At 61.5% G+C, this 23,005-nt stretch carries 21 protein-coding genes; 11 read left to right on the top strand and 10 right to left on the bottom strand.

From position 1 onward, the window contains the following. Positions 1 to 154: 154 nt before the first annotated feature. Positions 155 to 1,486: an FAD-binding oxidoreductase gene (locus ASD32_RS17015; protein ID WP_060639226.1), complete on the top strand. Its 1,332-nt coding sequence runs from the start codon at positions 155 to 157 to the stop codon at positions 1,484 to 1,486. A gap of 26 nt (positions 1,487 to 1,512) precedes the next feature. Here ASD32_RS17015 and ASD32_RS17010 read toward each other — a convergent pair whose 3' ends face one another. From ASD32_RS17010 to ASD32_RS16975, 8 genes are all read right to left on the bottom strand, one after another. Beyond that, entirely contained in the window at positions 1,513 to 2,001 is a 489-nt protein-coding gene (locus ASD32_RS17010; protein ID WP_060639225.1) for a YccF family protein, read from the bottom strand. Positions 2,002 to 2,268: 267 nt separating this feature from the next. Next, entirely contained in the window at positions 2,269 to 3,153 is an 885-nt protein-coding gene (gene purU / locus ASD32_RS17005) for a formyltetrahydrofolate deformylase (RefSeq protein ID WP_060639224.1), read from the bottom strand. A 161-nt stretch (positions 3,154 to 3,314) separates the two neighbouring features. Beyond that, positions 3,315 to 4,622, bottom strand: a complete 1,308-nt coding sequence (gene glnT / locus ASD32_RS17000; RefSeq protein ID WP_060639223.1) for a type III glutamate--ammonia ligase — start codon at positions 4,620 to 4,622, stop codon at positions 3,315 to 3,317. Between the two features lie 92 nt (positions 4,623 to 4,714). Continuing rightward, on the bottom strand, positions 4,715 to 6,043 hold the full coding sequence (locus tag ASD32_RS16995) for an FMN-binding glutamate synthase family protein (RefSeq protein ID WP_060639222.1): 1,329 nt from the start codon (positions 6,041 to 6,043) through the stop codon (positions 4,715 to 4,717). A gap of 15 nt (positions 6,044 to 6,058) precedes the next feature. Continuing rightward, positions 6,059 to 6,745, bottom strand: a complete 687-nt coding sequence (locus ASD32_RS16990; protein WP_060639221.1) for a GXGXG domain-containing protein — start codon at positions 6,743 to 6,745, stop codon at positions 6,059 to 6,061. A gap of 38 nt (positions 6,746 to 6,783) precedes the next feature. Further along, positions 6,784 to 7,689, bottom strand: coding sequence for a glutamine amidotransferase family protein (locus ASD32_RS16985; protein ID WP_060639220.1), 906 nt, complete (start codon positions 7,687 to 7,689; stop codon positions 6,784 to 6,786). 114 nt (positions 7,690 to 7,803) lie between these two features. Continuing rightward, positions 7,804 to 8,499 (bottom strand): helix-turn-helix domain-containing protein, encoded by a 696-nt coding sequence (locus ASD32_RS16980; RefSeq protein ID WP_060639219.1) that lies wholly within the window; start codon positions 8,497 to 8,499, stop codon positions 7,804 to 7,806. A gap of 74 nt (positions 8,500 to 8,573) precedes the next feature. Continuing rightward, positions 8,574 to 9,551 carry a GlxA family transcriptional regulator gene (locus ASD32_RS16975; RefSeq protein ID WP_060639218.1) on the bottom strand — a complete coding sequence of 326 codons (978 nt, stop codon included), beginning with the start codon at positions 9,549 to 9,551 and terminating at the stop codon, positions 8,574 to 8,576. Positions 9,552 to 9,641: 90 nt separating this feature from the next. Between ASD32_RS16975 and ASD32_RS16970 the strand changes: the two genes are divergently transcribed. From ASD32_RS16970 to ASD32_RS30305, 6 genes are all read left to right on the top strand, one after another. Next, entirely contained in the window at positions 9,642 to 10,892 is a 1,251-nt protein-coding gene (locus tag ASD32_RS16970; RefSeq protein WP_060639561.1) for a sarcosine oxidase subunit beta family protein, read from the top strand. Between the two features lie 9 nt (positions 10,893 to 10,901). Continuing rightward, positions 10,902 to 11,174 carry a sarcosine oxidase subunit delta gene (locus ASD32_RS16965; RefSeq protein ID WP_060639217.1) on the top strand — a complete coding sequence of 91 codons (273 nt, stop codon included), beginning with the start codon at positions 10,902 to 10,904 and terminating at the stop codon, positions 11,172 to 11,174. Then, entirely contained in the window at positions 11,171 to 14,128 is a 2,958-nt protein-coding gene (locus ASD32_RS16960; protein WP_060639216.1) for a sarcosine oxidase subunit alpha family protein, read from the top strand. The genes ASD32_RS16965 and ASD32_RS16960 overlap by 4 nt, the downstream gene beginning before the upstream one ends. Continuing rightward, the gene (locus ASD32_RS16955) at positions 14,121 to 14,693 is read left to right on the top strand and encodes a sarcosine oxidase subunit gamma family protein (RefSeq protein ID WP_060639215.1); all 573 of its coding nucleotides are present in this window, start codon (positions 14,121 to 14,123) and stop codon (positions 14,691 to 14,693) included. Before ASD32_RS16960 ends, ASD32_RS16955 begins: the two co-directional genes overlap by 8 nt. Before the next feature lie 207 nt (positions 14,694 to 14,900). Next, positions 14,901 to 15,140: a hypothetical protein gene (locus ASD32_RS16950; protein ID WP_060639214.1), complete on the top strand. Its 240-nt coding sequence runs from the start codon at positions 14,901 to 14,903 to the stop codon at positions 15,138 to 15,140. Positions 15,141 to 15,184: 44 nt separating this feature from the next. Continuing rightward, on the top strand, positions 15,185 to 15,325 hold the full coding sequence (locus tag ASD32_RS30305) for a hypothetical protein (protein ID WP_200953611.1): 141 nt from the start codon (positions 15,185 to 15,187) through the stop codon (positions 15,323 to 15,325). Positions 15,326 to 15,379: 54 nt separating this feature from the next. Here the strand turns inward: ASD32_RS30305 and hutC are convergent, their stop codons facing one another. Beyond that, positions 15,380 to 16,114, bottom strand: a complete 735-nt coding sequence (hutC, locus tag ASD32_RS16945; protein WP_060639560.1) for a histidine utilization repressor — start codon at positions 16,112 to 16,114, stop codon at positions 15,380 to 15,382. Positions 16,115 to 16,238: 124 nt separating this feature from the next. After that, positions 16,239 to 17,579, bottom strand: a complete 1,341-nt coding sequence (locus ASD32_RS16940) for a formimidoylglutamate deiminase (RefSeq protein ID WP_060639213.1) — start codon at positions 17,577 to 17,579, stop codon at positions 16,239 to 16,241. Between the two features lie 99 nt (positions 17,580 to 17,678). Here ASD32_RS16940 and hutI point away from each other — a divergent pair, with 99 nt between their 5' ends. Genes hutI through hutU form a run of 4 tightly spaced genes read left to right on the top strand, consistent with a single transcriptional unit; the run spans position 17,679 to position 23,003 of the window. Then, the gene (gene hutI / locus ASD32_RS16935; RefSeq protein ID WP_060639212.1) at positions 17,679 to 18,929 is read left to right on the top strand and encodes an imidazolonepropionase; all 1,251 of its coding nucleotides are present in this window, start codon (positions 17,679 to 17,681) and stop codon (positions 18,927 to 18,929) included. Positions 18,930 to 18,977: 48 nt separating this feature from the next. Then, positions 18,978 to 20,513 (top strand): histidine ammonia-lyase, encoded by a 1,536-nt coding sequence (hutH, locus tag ASD32_RS16930; RefSeq protein ID WP_060639211.1) that lies wholly within the window; start codon positions 18,978 to 18,980, stop codon positions 20,511 to 20,513. A 1-nt stretch (position 20,514) separates the two neighbouring features. After that, positions 20,515 to 21,333 (top strand): N-formylglutamate deformylase, encoded by an 819-nt coding sequence (gene hutG, locus ASD32_RS16925; protein ID WP_060639210.1) that lies wholly within the window; start codon positions 20,515 to 20,517, stop codon positions 21,331 to 21,333. Next, entirely contained in the window at positions 21,330 to 23,003 is a 1,674-nt protein-coding gene (gene hutU / locus ASD32_RS16920) for a urocanate hydratase (protein WP_060639209.1), read from the top strand. The genes hutG and hutU overlap by 4 nt, the downstream gene beginning before the upstream one ends. Positions 23,004 to 23,005: the final 2 nt, after the last annotated feature.

The following is a 23,005-nucleotide window of genomic DNA, read 5'->3' as shown; positions in this document are numbered from 1 at the left end:
CCCGAAAACAGTTGAAGGCAAGAGCGATGCTTTTTCCCTCCCCGGCCGACGAGCGTGAAAACGCCCGGCAAACGGCCAGTCTTTGCGGCTTGAACAACGCCGCAATAGCGTGCACACCGGATGTCTCCTCCTCTCGTCGTTCGGAACCCTCTCGATGCCCGGCCCTATCCTCGACCACAGCGAAACAGACCAGACCCTGCCGGAAAAGGCCGATGTCGTCATTATCGGCGGCGGCATTATCGGGGTGAGCACCGCGCTGTTTCTGGCCGAAAGCGGCGTCGATGTCGTGCTCTGCGAAAAAGGCGTGCTCGGCGGCGAGCAGTCCAGCCGCAATTGGGGCTGGGTCCGGGTCATGGGCCGCGACCGCCGCGAAATTCCGCTTGCCATCGAAGCTTTGAAAATCTGGGACGGGCTGGACGCGCGCGTCGGCGGTGAGACCGGCTTTCGCCGCTCCGGTATCCTCTACATTTCCGAAACAGAGACCGACATTGCCAATCGCGATGCCTGGCTGAAACTGGCTAAGGCGCACGGGCTCGACACGCGCCAGATCGGCACGGATGAGACGGCAGCGCTGATGCCCGGAGCCGTGCAGCGCTACAAAGGCGCACTCTATACACCCAGCGATGCCCGGGCCGAGCCGCAAAAGGCAGTGCCTGCGATTTCAGCCGGTGCGCGCCGCGCCGGCGCCCGCATCCTGACCGGATGCGCGGTGCGCGGCATCGAGAAAAGTGCCGGACGCATCAGCGCCGTGATCACCGAGAAAGGCCGCATCGAGACATCAGCCGTGGTGCTTGCCGGCGGCGCCTGGTCGCGGCTGTTCTGCAAGGGGCTCGATATCCGGCTGCCGCAACTGAAAGTGCGCAACTCCGTGCTGCGAACCAGCCCGGTCAGCGGCGGCCCGGATGGCGCCGGCGCCACCGCAACCTTTGCCTATCGCAAACGCCTGGACGGCGGCTACACCATCGCCAATGGCGGCATCAACATGCATGCGCTGGTGCCAGACAGTTTTGCCTTCTTCCGGGATTTCCAGCCGGCCAGAAAGGCGGAGGGCGATGCCGTACAGCTGGGTTTGAGCGCCCAAAGCTGGAACGAACTGTTCGAAATTCCGGCAGTGTCCCTGGAGCGCCCGGGCGCCTTCGAAAAGCACCGGATTCTCGACCCCAAACCGGACGCAAAATCCACCTTGAAAGCACTGGCAGCCGCAGCGGAAGCCATGCCTTTGCTGCGCAATGCAAAAGTCGAACAGATCTGGGCCGGCCTGATCGACGTGACACCGGACGCGGTGCCTGTTATCTCGACGCTGGAAGCCGTTCCTGGCCTGACCATCGCGACGGGATTTTCCGGCCACGGCTTTGGCATCGGACCAGCTGCGGGACACCTTGCCGCCGACCTGGTCATGGGAGCGACGCCGATCGTCGATCCCGGCCCGTTCCGCTTCAGCCGCTTTTCGGACGGCACACCGATCGAGATCGCACCGCCGGTTTGAACTTCGACCGCAGTTCTGCCGCTTCCTTAAGCCATAACGTTCGCTTTGAGTCCTCGAAGTTTATCCAACTGCTTTTGTGCCTTGTGTTGCCTCGCTCGTCGAGCAAGCTCAACCGTCACGACACGCCAACCAACAGGCCAAAGTGAAATACCGGCTAGTTTAAAGGACTGCAGACCGAATGGAATTCCGATAATCGTGAGGCAGTTTAGGACACCGGCAATAAGGTGACCCAAAAATAGCACCCATCCAAAAGTTATGAGCCAGATTATGTTGGCAATGAATCCGATAGTACCAGTGACGGCTGTGACCGGATTCAAACCTTTGCCGTCTAGCTCCCGAACATGAACAACATCTTTGCCAAAGGGAAAAGCTGAAATTTTCGCGATTTCAAACGCTGCTCTTGAAACGGGTAGACCGATTAAACTGACAGCAAAAAAAGCTGCCCCGGCCAACCAAATTAGCGACAGAAGCGCCCCGCCAAATACAAACCAAATCGCATTTCCGGCAAAAAGCATATCAATTTCCCTGCACAACTAAAAATTGCTATTTTATGCATAATTCACACTGGGGCCTGTTGTCTACATCAATTTTAAGTGACCCATTTTACAATTATGGTGTCACCACAATTGATCCGAAAGGGCATCGGTTAGCCGTCTCCTGAAGAGGATTCCTGATCGAGATCGCGCCGCCGGTTTGAACCGCATTTGACCTGTCCGCATACAAAAATCCCCGAAAGCACAGGGCTTCCGAGGATGCGAAGGCATTCGATGGGTCGCTGAGCGTCAGCCCATGCGCTCGGAGGCATAGCTTCCAGGGCTTGCCGGAAACACCACGGTGCGGTTGCCGTTGATGAAGGTGCGGTGGTGGATATGGGCGTGCACGGCGCGTGCCAGAACCTGGCTTTCCACATCGCGGCCGATCGAGACATAATCCTCGGCCGACTGCGCATGGGTGATGCGGGCAATGTCCTGCTCGATGATCGGGCCTTCGTCGAGATCGGCGGTGACGTAATGCGCCGTCGCACCGATCAGCTTCACGCCGCGCTCATAGGCCTGCTTGTAGGGATTGGCGCCCTTGAACGATGGCAGGAACGAATGGTGGATATTGATGATCTTGCCCGACATTTTCTGGCACATCTGGTCCGACAGGATCTGCATATAGCGGGCCAGCACGATCAGCTCCGTGCCGGTCTGCTCGACCACATCCATGATCCGGGCTTCGGCCTGCGGCTTGTTGGCCTTGGTGACAGGAATATGGTGGAACGGGATGTCGTGATTGACGACCACCTTCTGGTATTCGAAATGGTTGGAGACGACGCCGACGATCTCGATCGGCAGTGCCCCGATCTTCCAGCGATAGAGCAGGTCGTTCAAGCAATGGCCAAAGCGCGATACCATCAACAGCACCTTCATCCGGTGCTCTGAATCGAGGATATCGGCTTCCATGCCGAAGCGGGTCTTCACCGCCTCGAAACCGGCTTTCAGCTTGTCGAGGCTCGCACCTTCCTGGCTGATGAAGGTAAGGCGCATGAAGAACAGACCGGTTTCCAGGTCGTCGAACTGCGAGCTGTCGGTGATGTAACAACCCTCGTCGGCGAGATAGCCGGTAATCGCCGCGACAATGCCACGGGTGGATTTGCACGATACGGTCAGAACGTAGCTCTTCATCGGTTTCAGTCTCTCGCTTTGGGTCTTGGCTGGCCCTCCCGGCCCAGCATCGTGGAACGGAAGCTAGCGCGGCGCTGGCCTGCCCGTCCATCCGTTTCGCGACATCGGATAGCAGGAACAGGCCATGCCGTCTCTTCTGGTGTTGGAACTGGGCGTGACGCTCAGATATCGAGCGTCGTTTGCCGCTCCCAATCGGTGAAATGCGAGGCGTAGGCATTCCACTCCTGATGCTTGAGCTTCAGGTAGGCCGTGGAGAAACTCTGGCCGAGCGTGGCCTTCAGTTCCTCGTCCTTGTCATATTCCCTGAGTGCATCGAGCAGGTTCAACGGCAGGCGCGGCGCACCAGTGACGGTGTGGCCCTCCTTGTACATATCGATATCCCAGTGGCGGCCGGGATCGGCATTGTTGCGGATGCCGTTCAGGCCGGCCGCAATGATGATTGCCTGCAACAGGTACGGATTGACAGCGCCATCTGGAAGCCGCAGCTCGAACCGGCCGGGGCCCGGAACGCGGACCATGTGGGTGCGGTTGTTGCCGGTCCACGTCACCGTATTCGGAGCCCAGGTGGCGCCGGAAATCGTGCGCGGCGCGTTGATGCGCTTGTAGGAATTGACCGTCGGATTGGTCACGGCGGCGAGTGCCGAGGCGTGCTGCATGATGCCGCCAAGGAAGGTCTTGCCCTTGGCCGAAAGGCCGAACGGCATGTCCTTGTCGGCAAAGGCATTGGTCTTGCCGTCCACATCCCACACGGAAATATGGGCATGGCAGCCGTTGCCGGTCAGGCCCTTGAAGGGTTTCGGCATGAAGGTGGCGCGAAGGCCGTGCTTTTCGGCGACCGTCTTCACCATGAACTTGAAAAACGAGTGTTTATCGGCCGTCTGCAACGCGTCGTCATATTCCCAGTTCATCTCGAACTGGCCGTTCGCATCCTCATGGTCGTTCTGGTAGGGCTTCCAGCCGAGTTCGAGCATGTAATCGCAGATTTCGGCGATCACATCATAGCGGCGCATGACGGCCTGCTGGTCGTAGCAGGGCTTTTCGGCCGTATCGAATTCGTCGGAAATCTTCGATCCGTCCGCCGAGATCAGAAAGAATTCCGGCTCGACGCCGGTCTTGACGCGAAGACCTTCCTTAGCGGCTTCGGCGATCAGCCGTTTCAGCATGACGCGCGGCGCCTGGTCCACCGGCTCGTCCTCCATGACGCAATCGGCAGCGACCCAGGCGACATCCTTCTTCCAGGGAAGCTGGATCACGGACGACGCGTCCGGAAGCGCAAACAGGTCGGGATGGGCGGGCGTTAGGTCAAGCCAGGTGGCAAACCCGGCAAACCCCGCACCGTTCTTCTGCATGTCGGCGATCGCCTCGGCCGGAACGAGCTTGGCCCGCTGGCCACCGAACAGGTCGGTATAGCTGATCATGAAATATTTGATGCCACGGTCTTTGGCAAAGCTGGCAAGATCGAGTGTCACTGTGTTCCCCTTTGGATTATTCAGACACTTTTTCGTAAAAAGGCCGCTGCCTATCTTTGTAAGATCGTGCAACGGCCTAAGCTATGTTCGGGTCAGAAGCCTCCCTTGCCCGGGATCCAGCTGGTGCCGGCGAGCGGCACCTGCGCCATGGCGGAAGCTTCCAGCGTCAGGGCGACGAGATCTTCCGGCTCCAGATTGTGCAGATGGTTCTTGCCGCAGGCCCTGGCGATCGTCTGGGCTTCCAGCGTCATCACCTTGAGATAGTTGGCAAGGCGGCGGCCGGCAGCGACGGGATCGAGGCGCTTGGACAGCTCCGGGTCCTGCGTGGTGATGCCGGCCGGATCCTTGCCTTCGTGCCAGTCGTCATAGGCACCGGCCGTCGTTCCGAGCTTCTGGTATTCCTCTTCCCAGTGCGGATCGTTGTCTCCGATGGCAACCAGCGCGGCCGTGCCGATGGCAACAGCGTCAGCGCCGAGCGCCAAGGCTTTCGCCACGTCTGCGCCCGAGCGTATACCGCCGGAGATGACCAGCTGCACCTTGCGGTGCATGCCGAGATCCTGCAGCGCCTGGACGGCGGGGCGGATACAGGCCAGGGTCGGCATGCCGACATTCTCGATGAAGACATCCTGCGTTGCCGCCGTACCGCCCTGCATGCCATCAAGCACGACAACGTCGGCACCGGCTTTGACGGCAAGTGCCGTATCGTAATAGGGACGTGCGCCACCGACCTTCACATAGATCGGCTTTTCCCAATCGGTGATTTCACGCAGTTCCATGATCTTGATTTCCAGATCGTCCGGACCGGTCCAGTCGGGATGACGGCAGGCGGAGCGCTGGTCGATGCCCTTGGGCAGGTTGCGCATATTGGCGACGCGATCAGAAATCTTCTGGCCGAGCAGCATGCCGCCGCCGCCGGGCTTGGCGCCCTGACCGACGACGATCTCGATCGCATCGGCCCGGCGCAGGTCCTTCGGGTTCATGCCGTAGCGCGATGGCAGATACTGATAGACCAGCGTCTGCGAATGGCCACGCTCCTCGTCCGTCATGCCGCCGTCACCGGTGGTGGTCGAGGTGCCGGCGATCGTCGCGCCGCGCCCGAGTGCTTCCTTGGCATTGCCCGACAGCGCACCGAAGCTCATGCCGGCAATGGTGATCGGGGTCTTCAGCACGATCGGCTTCTTGGCGTGGCGTGCGCCCAGCACGACGGACGTGTCGCATTTCTCGCGGTAGCCTTCGAGCGGATAGCGCGAGATCGAGGCGCCAAGGAACAGCAGGTCATCGAAATGCGGGACCTTGCGCTTAGTGCCGGCGCCTCTGATATCATAGATGCCGGTTGCCGCCGCGCGGCGGATTTCGGCCAGCGTATAATCGTCGAAAGTCGCTGACTTGCGCGGCGGGGTATAGGGGTTGTGATAGCTCATGAACGGTTCCCTGCCTTAGTACGCATCAGCGTTATCGATGTTGAAATTGTACAGCGTGCGGGCCGAGCCGTATCGCTTGAATTCCTGCGGCTTGACGTCGGTAATGCCTGCCTTTTCCAGCAGTTCGGTGAGCTTTTCGATATGCTCGGCGCGCAGCTCCTTCTCGATGCAATCGGCGCCGAGGCTCTTGACCTCGCCGCGCACGAACAGCTTGGCCTCGTAGAGCGAATCTCCCAGCGCATCGCCGGCATTGCCAAGCACCACCAGATGACCGGACTGGCCCATGAAAGCCGACATATGGCCGATATTGCCCTGGACGACGATATCGATGCCCTTCATCGAGATCCCGCAACGCGAGGCGGCATTGCCCTTGATGACCAGCAGGCCGCCACGGCCTGTCGCCCCTGCATACTGGCTCGCATCGCCTTCGATGACAACCGTTCCCGACATCATGTTCTCGGCCACACCCGGGCCTGCAGAACCATGCACGGTAACAGCACCGCCATCGTTCATCCCGGCACAATAATACCCGACGCTGCCGCGCACCTCGACGGTGACAGGCTGATCGATGCCGACGGCAACGGCATGGCTGCCGCGCGGATTGACGACCTCGAAATTGGTGTCATTGGCACCGGGGGCAATGGTGTGAAGCGCGCTGTTCAGTTCGCGCAGCGGCGTGGTGGCTAGATCGAATACGCGCATCGCTTCCAGACTTTCTCGTTTTACGCTGACATCCACGGTTAGGCCGCCTTCTCATGATCCCAGAAATAGACTGTGGCAGGCTCCGGCTCCCAGACGCGGGCATTCTCGATACCCGGCAGGTTGACGAGCGCACGGTATTCGGAGCCGAAGGCAATATACTGATCGGTTTCGGCCATCACGGCCGGCTTGCAGGCGATCGGATCGCGCACGACGCCGAAGCCGGACTTGGTGCCGACGACAAAGGTGAAGAAGCCGTCGAGATCGTCGAGCGCGCTGGTCAGTGCCTGCCCCAGATCCTTGCCCTTGGCCATCTCGGCCGTCAGGTAGGCAGCGGCAACTTCAGAATCGTTCTGCGTCTCGAACGTCATGCCTTCGCGCACCAGTTCGCGGCGCAGGTTGTTATGGTTGGAGAGCGAACCATTGTGCACCAGGCACTGGTCGGCACCGGTGGAGAACGGATGGGCACCGAGCGTGGTGACGGCCGATTCCGTCGCCATGCGGGTATGGCCGATGCCGTGCGTTCCGCCCATAGAGCGAATACCGAACCGCGATACCACGTCCTTCGGCAGACCGACTTCCTTGTAGATTTCGACACTGTCGCCCGAACCCATGACCCGGATACCGGCCCGCTCCTGCGCCAGCAGATCGCGCACGGCCTGAGCGTTGTCCGCGCTGGTTTCGATGACGGCATGCGTGCTTTTCAGCTCGACTGTCGCGCTCGAATCGACCGGCTTCAACAGCGCGTCGAGCCCAGCAAAATCCTGTTTGGGATCAGCCGATTGAACCGTGATTTTGGCGCGGCCTTCCGAAGGCGCGCCATAGATGGCGATGCCTGCGCTGTCAGGCCCGCGGTCGGTCATGATGACAAGCATATCGGACAGCATGGCACCCAATTGCGGCTCCAGGCTCTTGTCCTTCAAAAACAATCCGACAATTCCGCACATGGGGACGATCCTTCGTTTCGTTGATGAAAAGAGGGATAGCAGCTGCCGTTTCGGATTTCAACTGAGAAGAAAGTTATTTTCTTTTAAAGCAAGATTGTTGAGATGCTCAAACTATCAAATATTGGTCCGCGTCTGCGGATAGGAAATGATCGACAGATAGCGGATCGGTAGCCTCACCAGCTGCTCCGGGCCATGGCGGGCGTCGGCGTCGAAGAACAGGCTGTCGCCCGGTTGCATGCTGAACAGCCGGTCGCTGTGGCGGTAGACCACCTCGCCCTCCAGCATGTAGAGAAATTCCATGCCCTCGTGCTGGAAGGCCGGAAAGGTATCGGAATCCGCCGTCAGCGTGATGAGATAGGGTTCGACGACCACGCCGGCCGTGTTGTTGTCGATATGGCCGAGCAGATTATACTGGTGACCCGCGCGGGTGCCGCGCCGCTCCAGCTCCACGCCTTCGCCGGCCTTGACGAACACGGCATTGCGCGGCTCCTCATAACGGCGGAAGAAGGCGGTAACCGGGACGCCGAGCGCCCGCGACAGGGATTGAAGTGTCGTCAGCGACGGGGAGATATTGCCGTTCTCGATCTTCGACAGCATGCCGAGCGAAATGCCGGTGGCGGTGGCAAGGTCTGTGACGGTGATGCCGAGCTTCTTGCGAAACGCCCGCACCTCATGGCCGATGGCAATTTCCAGATTGTTTTCCTTGGGCTCGCGCAGCGCGTGCGGATCCTGCAGAAAGGCAGCCTTCAAGGCCGGCCGCTCGTCATCCGTGGTCCGGCCGATATCGATGATTGGCTGCTTTTTCGCCATGCGGTGTCGCCCCTGCTTCCCAGGCCACCAATTTATCCTGAGAGTGAAATTTTCTCAACCGGGAAGAATATCGATCAGCGGCTTGCGGCACTGCCAATTTGCCGCTGCGACCGCGGTGCTTCGCCAAATGCAGTGCGATAGCTGCGGGAGAAATGGCCCGCACTGGAAAAGCCGGTGGCAAAGGCGATTTCCGAGATGGAAAGCGGACTTTGCTGCAGCAGCCGGCGGGCATGATCGAGCCGCAGCTTGCGGTATTCGAGAAGAAAGGACGACCCCATTAGGCTGGAAAACAGCCGGTCGAGATGACGCGGGGAAAGCCCCGCCAAAGCCGCCATCGTCTGGCGGTCAAGCGGCGCTTCGATCGTCGCCTCCATTTTCTCAAGCACGGTCAGCAGGCCTGGATGGTTGATGCCGTAGCGCTGCGCCAGCGAGGCCCGCTGCGGGGCTCCGGAACTCTCCACATGGGTATGCAGATACCAGTCGCTGACGCGCCGGGCGAAATCCGATCCCATGCGCTCGGAAATCAGCGCATGCATCATGTCGAGCGGCGCCACGCCGCCACCGCAGGTGATGCGGTTGCCGTCGAGCACATAGCGCGCCTGGCGTGGAGGAAGACCGGGAAATGCCTCCATCAGCGCCGGCGCATGCTCCCAGTGGATGGTAAAATCGCGATCCTCCAAAAGCCCCGCCGCCGCCATCAGATAGGGTCCGCCGGAAATGCCGCCGATGCGCACACCATCGCGGGCAAGCTGGCGCAGGCAGGCAAGCACCGGCGGAACGTTCCAATCGACCGGCGTGCCGCCGGCGCAGACGAAAACGGTGTGAAATCCGGAACCACGAACCGGCAGCGGCGTGGCAGGCACCGGAATGCCGGAAGAGGTCATGCCGGCAGCACCCTCGACTGTATGTGCCGAAAGCGCATAAATGTCCCGGCCCGCGAGCAGATTGGCAGCCCGCAACGGTTCCACCGCAGAGGCATAGGACATCAGCGCAAACCCCGGGATAAGGATGAAGCCGATCTTCTGGACGTTTTTCAGGTCATCTGACACCATGTCCTTATTATGACTTAAAACGTCCTTTTCCTGCAAGTCTGAAAACGCAATCCTGTCATGATTGCAGCGGTTCACCGGGATTCGATTGCCATGCGCTACTCCGCCTTTTCCGTTTTTCTGAATGCCCTGCGTGGCAACAAAGGCTGGAAGCCGGCATGGCGCAGCCCGGTTCCGAAGAACCACTATGACGTTATCATTATTGGCGGCGGCGGGCATGGCCTGGCCACGGCCTATTATCTCGCCAAGGAATTCGGCGTCACCAACGTCGCCGTTTTGGAAAAGAACTATATCGGCTCCGGCAATGTCGGCCGCAACACGACGATCATCCGCTCCAACTACCTGCTTGAGGGCAACAACCCGTTCTACGAACTGTCGATGAAGCTCTGGGAAGTGCTGGAGCAGGATTTCAACTTCAACGCCATGGTTTCACAACGCGGCGTGCTGAACCTTTATCATTCCGACGCCCAGCGCGATGCCTATACCCGGCGCGGCAATGCCATGCGCCTGCACGGCGTCGATGCCGACCTGCTCGACCGGAATGCCGTGCGCCAGATGCTGCCCTTCCTCGATTACGACAATGCCCGCTTTCCGATCCAGGGAGCGCTGATGCAAAAGCGCGGCGGCACGGTGCGCCATGACGCCGTGGCCTGGGGCTATGCGAGGGGCGCGGATATGCGCGGCGTCGATATCATCCAGAATTGCGAAGTCACTGGAATTCGCCGCGAAAACGGCCGCGTCATGGGTGTCGAAACCAGTCAGGGCTTTATCGGCTGCGGCAAGCTGGCGCTGGCGGCGGCCGGCAATTCCACCACCGTGGCCGACATGGTCGATATGAAACTGCCGATCGAAAGCCATGTACTGCAGGCCTTCGTCTCGGAAGGGTTGAAGCCTTTCATCGACAATGTCGTCACCTTCGGCGCCGGACACTTCTATGTCTCGCAATCGGACAAGGGCGGCCTCGTCTTCGGCGGCGATATCGACGGCTACAATTCCTATGCCCAGCGCGGCAATCTGGCGACCGTCGAACATGTCGCCGAGGCCGGCGTCGCGATGATCCCGGCTCTGTCGCGGGTGCGGGTTCTGCGGTCCTGGGGCGGGGTGATGGACATGAGCATGGATGGCTCGCCGATCATAGACCGCACCCCTATTGACAATCTCTACCTGAATGCCGGCTGGTGTTACGGCGGCTTCAAGGCGACGCCCGCTTCCGGCTTCTGCTACGCCCATCTGATCGCCAGGAACGAACCGCATGAGACTGGCCGCGCCTTCAGGCTCGACCGCTTCGCACGCGGCCGGATGATCGATGAAAAGGGCGTTGGCTCGCAACCCAATCTGCACTGAGGACATGTCATGGCCAGCCTGATCGCCTGCCCCCATTGCGGGCCGCGCCCCAAGGAAGAATTCACCGTTCGCGGCGACGCGGGCATAATCCGCCCGGCACCCGATGCCGGTGAGGATGCCTGGTACGCCTATGTCTACCTGCGCGACAATCCGCGCGGCCGCCATAGCGAACATTGGCACCACACATCCGGCTGCCGCCGCTGGCTGGTGGTCGAGCGCGATACGATGACCCACGCGATCTACGCGGTCACGGATGCCAGCGCGAAGGGAGAGACCGCATGACATCCTATCGTCTTTCCACAGGCGGACGCCTCAACCGCGCAAAGCCGCTCGATTTCACCTTCGACGGCAAGGCGATGCAGGGCTTTTCCGGCGACACGCTGGCGTCAGCACTTCTTGCCAACGGCCGCCAGCTGGTCGGCCGCAGTTTCAAATATCACCGCCCGCGCGGCATCCTCACGGCCGGTGCAGCCGAACCCAATGCGCTTGTGACCATCGGCGAAGGCGGCCGCACGGAAGCCAATACCCGCGCCACGCTGGTCGAGCTCTACAGCGGCCTGACGGCAAAAAGCCAGAACCGCTGGCCCTCGGTCGATTTCGACCTCGGTGCCGTCAACAGCCTGCTCTCGCCCTTCCTCGGTGCCGGCTTCTACTACAAGACCTTCATGTGGCCCGCTGCCTTCTGGGAAAAGGTCTATGAGCCGATCATCCGCAAGGCAGCAGGCCTTGGCCGCGCCACCTATCAGCCCGATCCGGACGCCTACGAGAAATGCTGGGCCCATTGCGATCTGCTGGTGATTGGCGCCGGACCGACCGGCCTCGCCGCAGCGTTGACGGCAGGCCGTGCCGGTGCCCGCGTTATTCTCGCAGACGAAGGGTTTGAGCTCGGCGGCTCACTTCTGGCCGAGACGGCGCCTGCCGGTGGAAAATCCCCAGCCGACCTTTTGGCGCAGACGCTGGCCGAGCTCGACGACATGCCCAATGTCCGGCTGTTTTCCCGCACGACCGTCTTTGGCTGGTATGACGGCAATGTCTTTGGCGCTGTGGAAAGCGTGCAGAAGAACACGGCCACAGTAGACCCGAACCGCCCGGTCGAGCGCATCTGGCGCATCGCCGCCAAGCAAGCGATCCTTGCATCCGGCACTGAGGAGCGGCCGCTGGTGTTCGGTGGCAACGATATACCCGGCGTGATGATGGCCAGCGCCATGCGGTCCTATCTCAACCGGCAGGCTGTCGCGCCCGGAAAAAGCACTGTCATCTTCACCAACGACGCGTCGGGTTATGCAACTGCGGGCGACCTGGAAGCGGCAGGCCTGGAGGTTGCTGCCATCATCGACAGCCGTCCGGATGCGGCCCACACATGGTCCGGCAAGGCACGCATTCTTCCCGGCGCGGTGGTTGTCGATGCCAGCGGCGGCAAGAGCCTCAAGGGTGTGACGGTCCTTAGCAACGGCCGCCCGGAAACCATTGCGGCGGACGCGCTCGCCATGTCCGGCGGCTGGAGCCCGATCATCCATCTGGCCTGCCATCGCGGTGCAAAACCGGTCTGGTCGGATGCACAGGCCGCGTTCCTCGCCCCGGAACGGCTGGACGGACTGACCGTCGCTGGTGCTGCCGCCGGCATTGGCAGCCTGGAAGCCTGCCTTGCAAACGGTGCTGCAAAAGCCGCGTCCGCGCTGCAGACACTCGGCTTCTCAAACACCATTGCGGCCTTCGCTGCGAAAGCGGACACGGCGACGGTGTCCAAGCCGCTCTGGCGCATCCATGGATCGAAGGGCAAGGCCTTTGTCGATTATCAGAACGACGTGCACCTGAAGGACCTGGGCCTGGCGGTCAGCGAAGGCTATGGCCATGTCGAGCTTGCCAAGCGCTACACCACCAATGGCATGGCGACCGACCAGGGCAAGCTGTCCAACATCAACGCCATCGGCATTCTCGCCGAAGCGCGAAAGGTCTCGCCGGCCGATGTCGGCACGACGACGTTCCGCCCATTCTACACGCCGCTCTCTTTCGGCGCGCTGACCGGCGCTTCCAAGGGCAAGCATTTCCAGCCGGTGCGCAAATCGCCGCTGCACGACTGGGCTAAGAAGAACGGCGCAGTCTTCGTCGAGACCGGCCTCTGGTACCGCTCCTCCTGGTTCCCGAAATCCGGCGAAACGACTTGGCGCGAAAGTGTCGATCGCGAAGTGCTGAATGTCCGCAGGAATGCCGGGATTTGCGACGTCTCGACCCTCGGCAAGATCGAGATCTTCGGCACGGACGCCGCCGAGTTCCTCAACCGGATCTATTGCAATGCGTTCCTGAAGCTGCCGGTCGGCAAGGCACGCTACGGCCTGATGCTGCGCGAAGACGGAATGATCTATGACGACGGCACCACGAGCCGTCTGGGCGAAACCCATTTCTTCATGACGACCACCACGGCCTATGCGGCGGGTGTCATGAACCATCTGGAATTCTGCGCCCAGGCGCTGTGGCCCGATCTCGACGTGCAGTTTGCCTCCTCGACCGATCAATGGGCGCAGATCGCCGTTGCCGGGCCGAAATCCCGGATGATCCTCCAGACTCTGGTGGACGAGGATATCTCCGACGCTGCCTTCCCCTTCCTCGGCGCCAAGGAAGTATCGCTCTGCGGCGGCAAGCTGACAGGCCGCCTGTTCCGCATCTCCTTTTCCGGCGAACTGGCCTACGAACTCGCAGTGCCAGCCGGCTATGGCGAGGCGATTGCCGATGCCATCATGGAAGCGGGCGCGCCGCATGGCATCTGCCCCTATGGCGTCGAGGCGCTCGGCGTCATGCGCATCGAAAAAGGCCATGTCACCCATTCCGAGATCAACGGCACCGTCATCCCGTCCGACCTCGGCTTTGCCAAGATGGTTTCCGCGGCCAAGCCGGATTTCATCGGCAAGGCAATGCTCTCCCGCGAGGGCCTGCTGGCCGACGACAGGCTCTCGCTGGTCGGCGTCAAACCCATCGATCCGGCAACCACCTTCAGGACAGGCTCGCATATTCTCTCCGACGGCGCTGTTCCCTCGCTCGAAAACGACCAGGGCTATGTCTCGTCCAGCTGCTACTCGCCGAACCTCGGCTCGACCATCGGCCTGGCACTCGTCAAACACGGCCCTAAGCGCTACGGCGAACATGTGACTGTGTGGAACGACTTGAAAAATGAATATACCAAAGCCGTGCTGTGCAGCCCGGTCTTCTTCGATCCGGAAAACGGAAAGCTCCATGGCTGATTTTGCGCTCCTTCACCGCCCTGCCCTTGCCGATGCCAAGTCCGGTCCGTTCGGCGCGCCTTCAAACGCGCAGCGGATCACGCTGACGGCGCTGCCGGAAGGCCATGTGCTGCACGTTCTCAGCGCCCGTGGCAGCGGCGACCTGCAAGACCTGATCCCGCGGATCGGCGATGGCACGCCGCATGCGGTGCGGCCCTATGGTCCCGGACAATGGTTCGTCATCGGTGATGCCCCGCTCTCGGCTGCGGAGATTTTCGGCAGGACGCCGCTTCTGGATGGTAAGGCATCCATTGCCGACCAGAGCCATGGCCGCGTCCGGATCGGCATCAGCGGCGCGTCTGTCGAGGCGGTGCTTGCCAAGGGTACGGCAGTTGACCTCGTAGTTTCGAATTTTCCGGTTGGACATTCCGCCATGACCCTGATCGGCCATATTTCGGCGCTGATTTCGCGCACGGGCGAACACAGCTTCGAGCTTCTGGTGCTGCGCGGTTTTGCGGCAAGCCTTTGGGATGAACTGATCGAGATGAGCCTCGAATTCGGCGTCGATGCCAACTTTGGCAGCTGATAGTAACGCTCCTGGTATCGCCATGGAGATTAGGAAAGTCTATTATATTCGGGATGAACACTTCCGGCCGGCACTCGGCAGGGATTGACCATGGATGGACTGGCAGCTCCCGACCCGGCAGACGCTCCTTGAAAAAAGCGGATATGACCAAAACGGGGCCAGGCTCCGCTTTTTTCATTTCCATTTTTGACGTCAAGGAGAACGGCCATGCCTACCAACTCCGCCCCGCCTAAAGGACAGTCACAGTCCCGGCTCCACCGCTTTTCCGTCGGGCAAAAGGTCCGCATGAAAAGTACCGTCGGTTTGTCATTGCGCGACGAAACGATTTTTCGCATTCTCGCAACATTGCCCATTCGCGATGGTTCGCCGCAATATCGGATTCGCACCGAAGGCGAGACCTACGAACGGGTAGCGACGGAAGACAATCTGGAAGATGCCAAGGGGTAGAGCCCGTGCTCACCCTCCATAATTTGAACGAGGAAGGACAGCACATGGCCAAGGGACAGGCAAAGAGCAACAAGGAAGTCAGGAAGCCGAAGAAGGACAAGGAAGCCGTCAAGACGGCGACGCCTTTCGCTGCGACGACCCAAAAGGAAGTGCCCAAGCTCTCCGGCGCAAAGCCGAAGAAGTAGGACACCAGCAACGGGGCGGCGCCGGCATCCGGCGCGGCCTCTTCGCGTTTTTCCCTATTTCGGCTGCGCCGGGGTAAAATTGGCAATCAGCGCATGCCGTTCGCCCGGATAGATCAGGCGAACATGGGTGACATAGGAGCCGTTGCTCCATGTCCGCCGCTCAACCGTCAGGCACGGCGTTCCACCCGGAATGGCCAGAGCCGTGGCAATCATCTCATCGGCAGCAATCGCGCGGATCGTATGCTCTGCCGCACTCCAGGGCACGCGGTTCAAAAGCCAGGGACCGGGCGCCTCGACCTCGAATGTTTCTTCTGCGGCATCCGGCACCGCCGTCAGGTTGATCAGCCGCTGCTCGAAGCAAAATGGCCGTACGCCCCCGAAATGCGTGCAATTCACCTCCAGAATGGAAGCGGCCGCAGGCAGACCGAGCCTGAGCTTGTCGTCGCCGGTGCTGCGGCGGCGGGTTTTGTTCAACAGCCGGTAATCATAGGCGAGGCCCAGCGACTGGACCTCCAGCTTGATGTCGCGGATTTCCAGAACTGCCGATTGCGCCCGTGGCTGCGTGACATAGCTGCCTGATTTCCGGCGCCGCTCGATAAGCCCGGTCTTTGCCAGCTGCGTCAGCGCCTTGTTCACGGTCATGCGCGAACATTTATACTGTTCGGCCAGATCGACTTCGAACGGAATGCGAAAGCCCGGCTGCCATTCGCCGGATAGAATACGATCCTCGATATCGCCGAGGATACGCTGATGCAGCGATAGCTCGCCTGCACTTTCGGCAAGCGGCACATCCACGGCCCGGTCCGTATCCTGCGATTTTACCACGGTCTCACTTTCAATGTATCCCGCTCGGTCCTAGCAGAAACTCTTCCGCGCCGCCTGCCGGAAAAGACGGGATGGCAAACAGAGGCGCTCAGACCAGAAGCTCGCGCATCACGCTACGGAATTTGGCCGATATCTCGTCCCGCCTGCGATGGCGGCCGCCGTCCACCTGCTTGCGGCCCGCAACCCAGACGCTGTCCGGCTTCGTGCCATTGGCAAACAGCCAGGAATCCAGAACCGCATCACCGGCAAGATCGCCATCCGGCGCCCGCAGGCTGACAAAATCGGCGGGATTGCCGGCCGCTATTCCGGTCTTGATTGCCATGGCGATACCACCACCGTCGATGGCGCCGTCAAACAAAGCGCGTCCGGTCGATTGGCCGGGTGCCGCCAGAACGTTGCGGGAGCGATGCGCCAGGCGCTGCGAATATTCAAGCTGGCGCAGTTCATCCGGCAGGCCGATCAGCACGTTGGAATCCGAACCGATGCCAAACTTGCCGCCCGCTTCTGCAAAGACGACCGCGTTGAACGTGCCATCGCCGAGATTGGCTTCGGTGATCGGGCAAAGGCCGGCAATCGCCTTGCTCCCAGCCATCCGCCGGGTTTCGTCATCGGTCATGTGAGTTGCGTGGATCAGGCACCAGCGGTGATCGAGCCCGGCATTGTCGAGCAGCCATTCGACCGGACGCGCGCCGGACCAGGCAACGCAATCCTCCACTTCCTTGACCTGTTCGGCCACGTGGATATGGATCGGTCCCTCCTTCACCATCGCGACCACTGCGGCAAGCTCATCCGGCGTGACTGCCCGCAAGCTGTGCGGCGCCACGCCGGCACGGCCCCCAGGCAGATCCTTGACGGCTAAACGGCAGCCATCGAGCAGCCGCTCGAAGCTCTCGGCCGTGTTGATAAAACGGCGCTGCCCCTCGTTCGGCGCAACACCGCCGAATGTGGAATGCGCGTAGAAAACCGGAAGCAGCGTCAGGCCGATCCCCGTCTGTGAAGCAGCAGATGCGATACGCTGCGCCATTTCGGAAATATCGGCATAAGCGCGGCCATCGATGTCATGGTGCAGATAGTGGAACTCGCCGACGCGCGAAAACCCGGCTTCCAGCATTTCCATATAGAGCTGGCTGGCGACCGCTTCGGCATGATCCGGCGTCATTGTCAGCGCAAAACGGTACATCATCGTGCGCCAGCTCCAGAAGCTGTCAGCGCCGGGACCGCGGGTTTCGGCAAGGCCCGCCATGCCGCGCTGGAAGGCGTGGCTGTGCAGGTTCGGCATGCCGGGCACCAGGATATCGTGGCGCTCGTCGCCCGCCGCTGCAGCCACCCCCGCTGCGACGGTAGCGATCCTGCCGCCCTCGATCGTCAGCCGCACATCCGCCTGCCATCCCGCCGGCGTCAGAGCCGATTTCACATGAATGCTGGTCAAGGCCTCATCCCTTCCTGACTGCGCCGATCAAAAAAACCACTTGCGCTGATTTTCTTTATGTCTATACATAATAGCACGAAAAGGAAAGGCTAGAAAACGATGTCTTCCATAAAATCGGCACCAGACAGCACAAAGCCCGCCGCCTGCGACCGCCTGTGGCGAAACGCCCGGCTGGCGACGCTGAACCCCGCTTTGCCTGGTCTCGGCCTCATCGAAAACGGCGTCATTGCCGTTCAGGACGGGCGCATCCTCTATGCCGGCGCCGAAGCCAGCGTGCCCTTCCCGATCGAACATGCCGCCGAAATCATCGATTGCGGCGGCCGCTGGATCACCCCCGGCCTGATCGACTGCCACACCCATCTCGTCCACGCCGGTGACCGCGCCAACGAATTCGAAATGCGGCTCGCGGGCGCAACCTACGAAGAGGTCGCGCGTGCCGGCGGTGGCATCGTTTCCTCCGTCCGCGCGCTCCGGGAAGCCAGCGAAGATGAGCTTGTCGAGCAGACGCTTCCCCGTCTGGACGCGCTGATTGCCGAGGGCGTCACCACGGTCGAAGTCAAGTCCGGCTATGGCCTCGACCTCGAAAACGAGGCCAAGGCCTTGCGCGCCGCACGCCGCCTGAGCGATGAGCGCGATGTCGCGGTCCGAACGACCTTCCTCGGCGCCCACGCGCTGCCGCCGGAATTCAAGGGGGACAAAGCCGGCTATATCGCCAAGGTGGTGGACGAGATGCTGCCCGCCATCGCCGCCGAAGGCTTGGCGGATGCGGTCGATGGTTTTTGCGAAGGCATCGCCTTTTCGACCGATGAAATGCGGCTGGTCTTTAATGCCGCAAAAGCCCATGGCCTGCCGGTCAAGCTGCATGCCGACCAGCTGTCCAACCTGCATGGCGCAGCGCTTGCCGCCGAATATGGCGCGCTTTCGGCTGATCATCTTGAATATACCGACGCGGCCGGCGCAGAAGCGATGGCGAAAAGCGGCACCGTTGCCGTCATCCTGCCGGGCGCCTTCTATTTCATCCGTGAGACGAAGAAGCCGCCGGTCGAGCTGTTTCGCAAGGCGGGCGTCGCCATGGCCATCGCCACCGACAACAATCCGGGCACCTCGCCGCTGACATCACTGCTTCTCACCATGAATATGGCCGCCACCCTGTTTGGCATGACGGTCACCGAATGCATTGCCGGCGTGACGCGGGAGGCTGCCCGCGCCTTGGGTCTGGTCGATGAGGTGGGGACGCTGGAACCTGGAAAATGGGCCGATTTCGCCATCTGGAATATCGAGCGGCCGGCCGAGCTCGTCTATCGCATGGGCTTCAACACGCTGCATGCGCGTGTGCGCAACGGGCACTGAATGTAAAGACGCGTGAGCCCGGCTCCGCGCATTGGTGAGGACAGATACATGACGCTTATTCTTCAGCCGGGCTCCGTCCCGCTTTTAACGCTTGAAACCATCTACTGGACCGGGGAAGCCGCCCGGCTCGATCCCGCCTTCGACAAGGGCATCGAAAAGGCCGCCGCCCGCATCGCCGAAATCGCCGCCGGCAATGCGCCGGTCTACGGCATCAATACCGGCTTCGGCAAACTGGCGAGCATCAGGATCGATGCTGCGGATGTCGCCACCCTGCAGCGCAATCTTATTCTTTCTCATTGCTGTGGCGTCGGCCAGCCGCTGGCTGAAAACATCGTCCGCCTGATCATGGCGTTGAAGCTGGTCTCGCTCGGCCGTGGCGCCTCCGGGACGCGGATCGAACTCGTTCGCCTGATCGAGGGCATGCTCGAAAAAGGCGTCATCCCGGTCATCCCGGAAAAGGGCTCGGTCGGCGCCTCCGGCGACCTTGCACCGCTCGCCCATATGGCAGCCGTGATGATGGGTGAAGGCGAGGCCTTCTTCAACGGCGAACAGCTGGACGGCCGCACAGCGCTGGAACGCGCCGGCCTGACCCCGGTCGTTCTGGCCGCCAAGGAAGGCCTGGCGCTGATCAACGGCACGCAGGTCTCGACCGCGCTGGCACTGGCCGGTCTCTTCCGTGCCCACCGTGCCGCGCAATCCGCGCTGATCACCGGCGCGCTTTCGACTGATGCCGCCATGGGCTCCTCGGCACCGTTCCATCCAGACATCCATACCCTGCGTGGCCATAAGGGCCAGATCGATGCCGCAGCTGCCCTGCGCGGCCTGCTCAAGGGCTCTGTCATCCGTGAAAGCCATATCGAAGGCGACGAGCGGGTTCAGGACCCCTATTGCATCCGCTGCCAGCCCCAGGTCGATGGTGCCTGCCTCGATCTCCTGCGCTCGGTTGCCCGCACGCTCGAAATCGAAGCCAATGCCGTCACCGACAATCCGCTGGTTCTGTCGGACAATTCCGTCGTCTCCGGCGGCAATTTCCACGCCGAACCGGTGGCGTTTGCGGCAGACCAGATCGCGCTCGCCATCTGCGAAATCGGCGCGATCTCGCAGCGCCGCATCGCTCTTCTGGTCGATCCCGCCCTCTCTTATGGCCTGCCGGCATTTCTTGCCAAGACGCCCGGCCTCAATTCCGGCCTGATGATCGCCGAAGTCACATCGGCAGCGCTGATGTCGGAAAACAAGCAGATGTCGCATCCGGCCTCGGTCGATTCCACCCCGACCTCGGCCAACCAGGAGGACCATGTCTCCATGGCCTGCCACGGCGCCCGCCGCCTGCTGCAGATGACCGACAATCTCTTCGCCATTATCGGCATCGAGGCGCTGACGGCCGCCCAGGGCATCGACTTCCGCGCGCCTCTCATAACCAGCCCGGAACTGACCAACGCCATCGCCGCAATCCGCACTGTCGTGGCGACGCTGGAGGTCGATCGCTACATGGCGGCAGACTTGAAGGCGGCAAGCGATCTTATTGCCACCGGCGCGCTGAACGCTGCGATTTCAAGCGGCATCCTGCCGGTTCTGGAGGCTTGATATGAGCGTTTTCGAAATCAAACAGGGCACATCGCCGGTCATCCTCGGCTTCCCCCATACCGGAACCGATGTTCCACCGGATATCTGGGAACGGCTCAACGAGACAGGCCGGCTGCTGACCGACACCGACTGGCACATCCATCGCCTTTATGACGGCCTGCTGCCGGATGTGACCACGGTGCGCGCCACGTTCCATCGCTACGTCCTTGACGCAAACCGCGATCCGGAAGGCGTCAGCCTTTATCCCGGCCAGAACACCACCGGCCTCATTCCGGAAACGGACTTTGACGGCGTCCCGATCTGGAAGGACGGGGAAGAGCCAACCGAAGCCGATATCGCCGCCCGCCTTGCCGATTTCCACACGCCCTATCATGCCGCGCTCCTGGCCGAGATCGAGCGCGTAAAGGCTATCCACGGCATTGCCGTCGTTTACGATTGCCATTCGATCCGTTCGGACATTCCGTTCCTGTTCGAAGGGACATTGCCCGACTTCAACATCGGCACCGACATGGGCAAGACCTGCGATCCAGCCATCCAGGACGCAACGGTCGATGTCGTTTTGAATGCCGAGGGCTATACCAGCATCCTCAACGGCCGCTTCAAGGGCGGATGGACGACGCGCCATTACAGCGATCAGGAAAACGGCGTTCAAACGATACAGATGGAACTGGCGCAAGCCACGCACCTGAGCACGGAAACGCCGCCCTTCGCCTATGACGAGGTCAAGGCCGCCAAACTCCGCATCCACTTAAAAGACATTCTCACGCGCATCGAAACAGTAGCGCTGACACTGGCACACACCAAAAGGGGAACAAAATGACCAATCCTCGTCACAATATCCGCGACGTCCGCGCCGCCCGTGGCACCGAGCTGACCGCAAAATCCTGGATGACCGAAGCGCCGCTTCGCATGCTGATGAACAATCTCGATCCCGAAGTGGCCGAGAACCCCCATGAACTGGTCGTCTATGGCGGCATCGGCCGCGCCGCCCGCACCTGGGCCGATTTCGACAAGATCGTCGAAACGCTGCGTGACCTCAATGAAGACGAGACGCTGATGGTGCAGTCGGGCAAGCCGGTCGGCGTGTTCCGCACCCACAAGGATGCGCCGCGCGTGCTCATCGCCAATTCCAACCTCGTGCCGCATTGGGCGACCTGGGATCATTTCAACGAACTGGATAAGAAGGGCCTTGCCATGTACGGCCAGATGACGGCCGGTTCGTGGATCTATATCGGCACGCAGGGTATCGTTCAGGGCACCTACGAGACCTTCGTCGAGGCCGGACGCCAGCATTATGGCGACAATCTCAAGGGCAAATGGGTTCTGACCGGCGGTCTCGGCGGTATGGGCGGCGCCCAGCCGTTGGCCGCCGTCATGGCCGGCGCCTGCTGCCTTGCCGTGGAGTGCAATCCCGATTCGATCGATTTCCGCCTGCGCACCCGCTATGTCGATGAGAAGGCGGAAACGCTGGACGAGGCGATGGAGATGATCGCGCGCTGGACCGCCGCCGGTGAGGCAAAATCCGTCGGCCTGCTCGGCAATACCGCCGAAATCCTGCCGGAAATGGTCCGCCGCGGCATCCGCCCCGACATGGTCACCGACCAGACCTCGGCCCATGACCCGGTCAACGGCTATCTGCCGAAGGGCTGGACGATGGGAGAGTGGAAGGAAAAGCGCGAAAGCGACCCGAAAGCCGTCGAAAAGGCGGCCCGCGCCTCCATGCGCGACCATGTCGAGGCGATGATCGCCTTCCAGGACATGGGCATCCCGACCTTCGACTATGGCAACAACATCCGCCAGGTCGCCAAGGATGAGGGCCTGGAAAACGCCTTCGCCTTCCCGGGCTTTGTGCCCGCCTATATCCGCCCGCTATTTTGCCGCGGCATCGGCCCCTTCCGCTGGGCCGCCCTCTCCGGTGATCCGGAAGACATCCGCAAGACGGATGCCAAGGTGAAGGAACTCACCCCCGGCAACAAGCACCTGCACAACTGGCTCGACATGGCCGCCGAACGCATCGCCTTCCAGGGCCTGCCGGCGCGCATTTGCTGGGTGGGTCTCGGCGACCGCCACCGGCTTGGCCTCGCCTTCAACGAGATGGTCAGAACAGGCGAACTCTCCGCCCCGGTCGTCATCGGCCGCGACCATCTCGATTCCGGCTCCGTCGCCTCGCCAAACCGCGAGACCGAAGCGATGAAGGACGGCTCGGACGCCGTGTCCGACTGGCCGCTGCTGAACGCGCTGCTCAATACCGCATCGGGCGCCACCTGGGTGTCGCTGCACCATGGCGGCGGCGTCGGCATGGGCTTCTCGCAGCATTCCGGCGTTGTCATCTGCGCCGATGGTACCGACGATGCGGCCCGCCGCCTGGAGCGCGTGCTCTGGAACGACCCGGCCACCGGCGTCATGCGCCACGCCGACGCGGGCTACGACATTGCCATCGATTGCGCCAAGGAAAAGGGTCTGCGGTTGCCGGGGATTCTGGGGAACTGAGA

The organism is Rhizobium sp. Root483D2 (genome assembly GCF_001426685.1).
Lineage (GTDB): Bacteria > Pseudomonadota > Alphaproteobacteria > Rhizobiales > Rhizobiaceae > Pararhizobium > Pararhizobium qamdonense.
The sequence above is the reverse complement of the archived record's forward strand: the minus strand, read 5'-3'. Positions and strand labels throughout refer to the sequence as shown.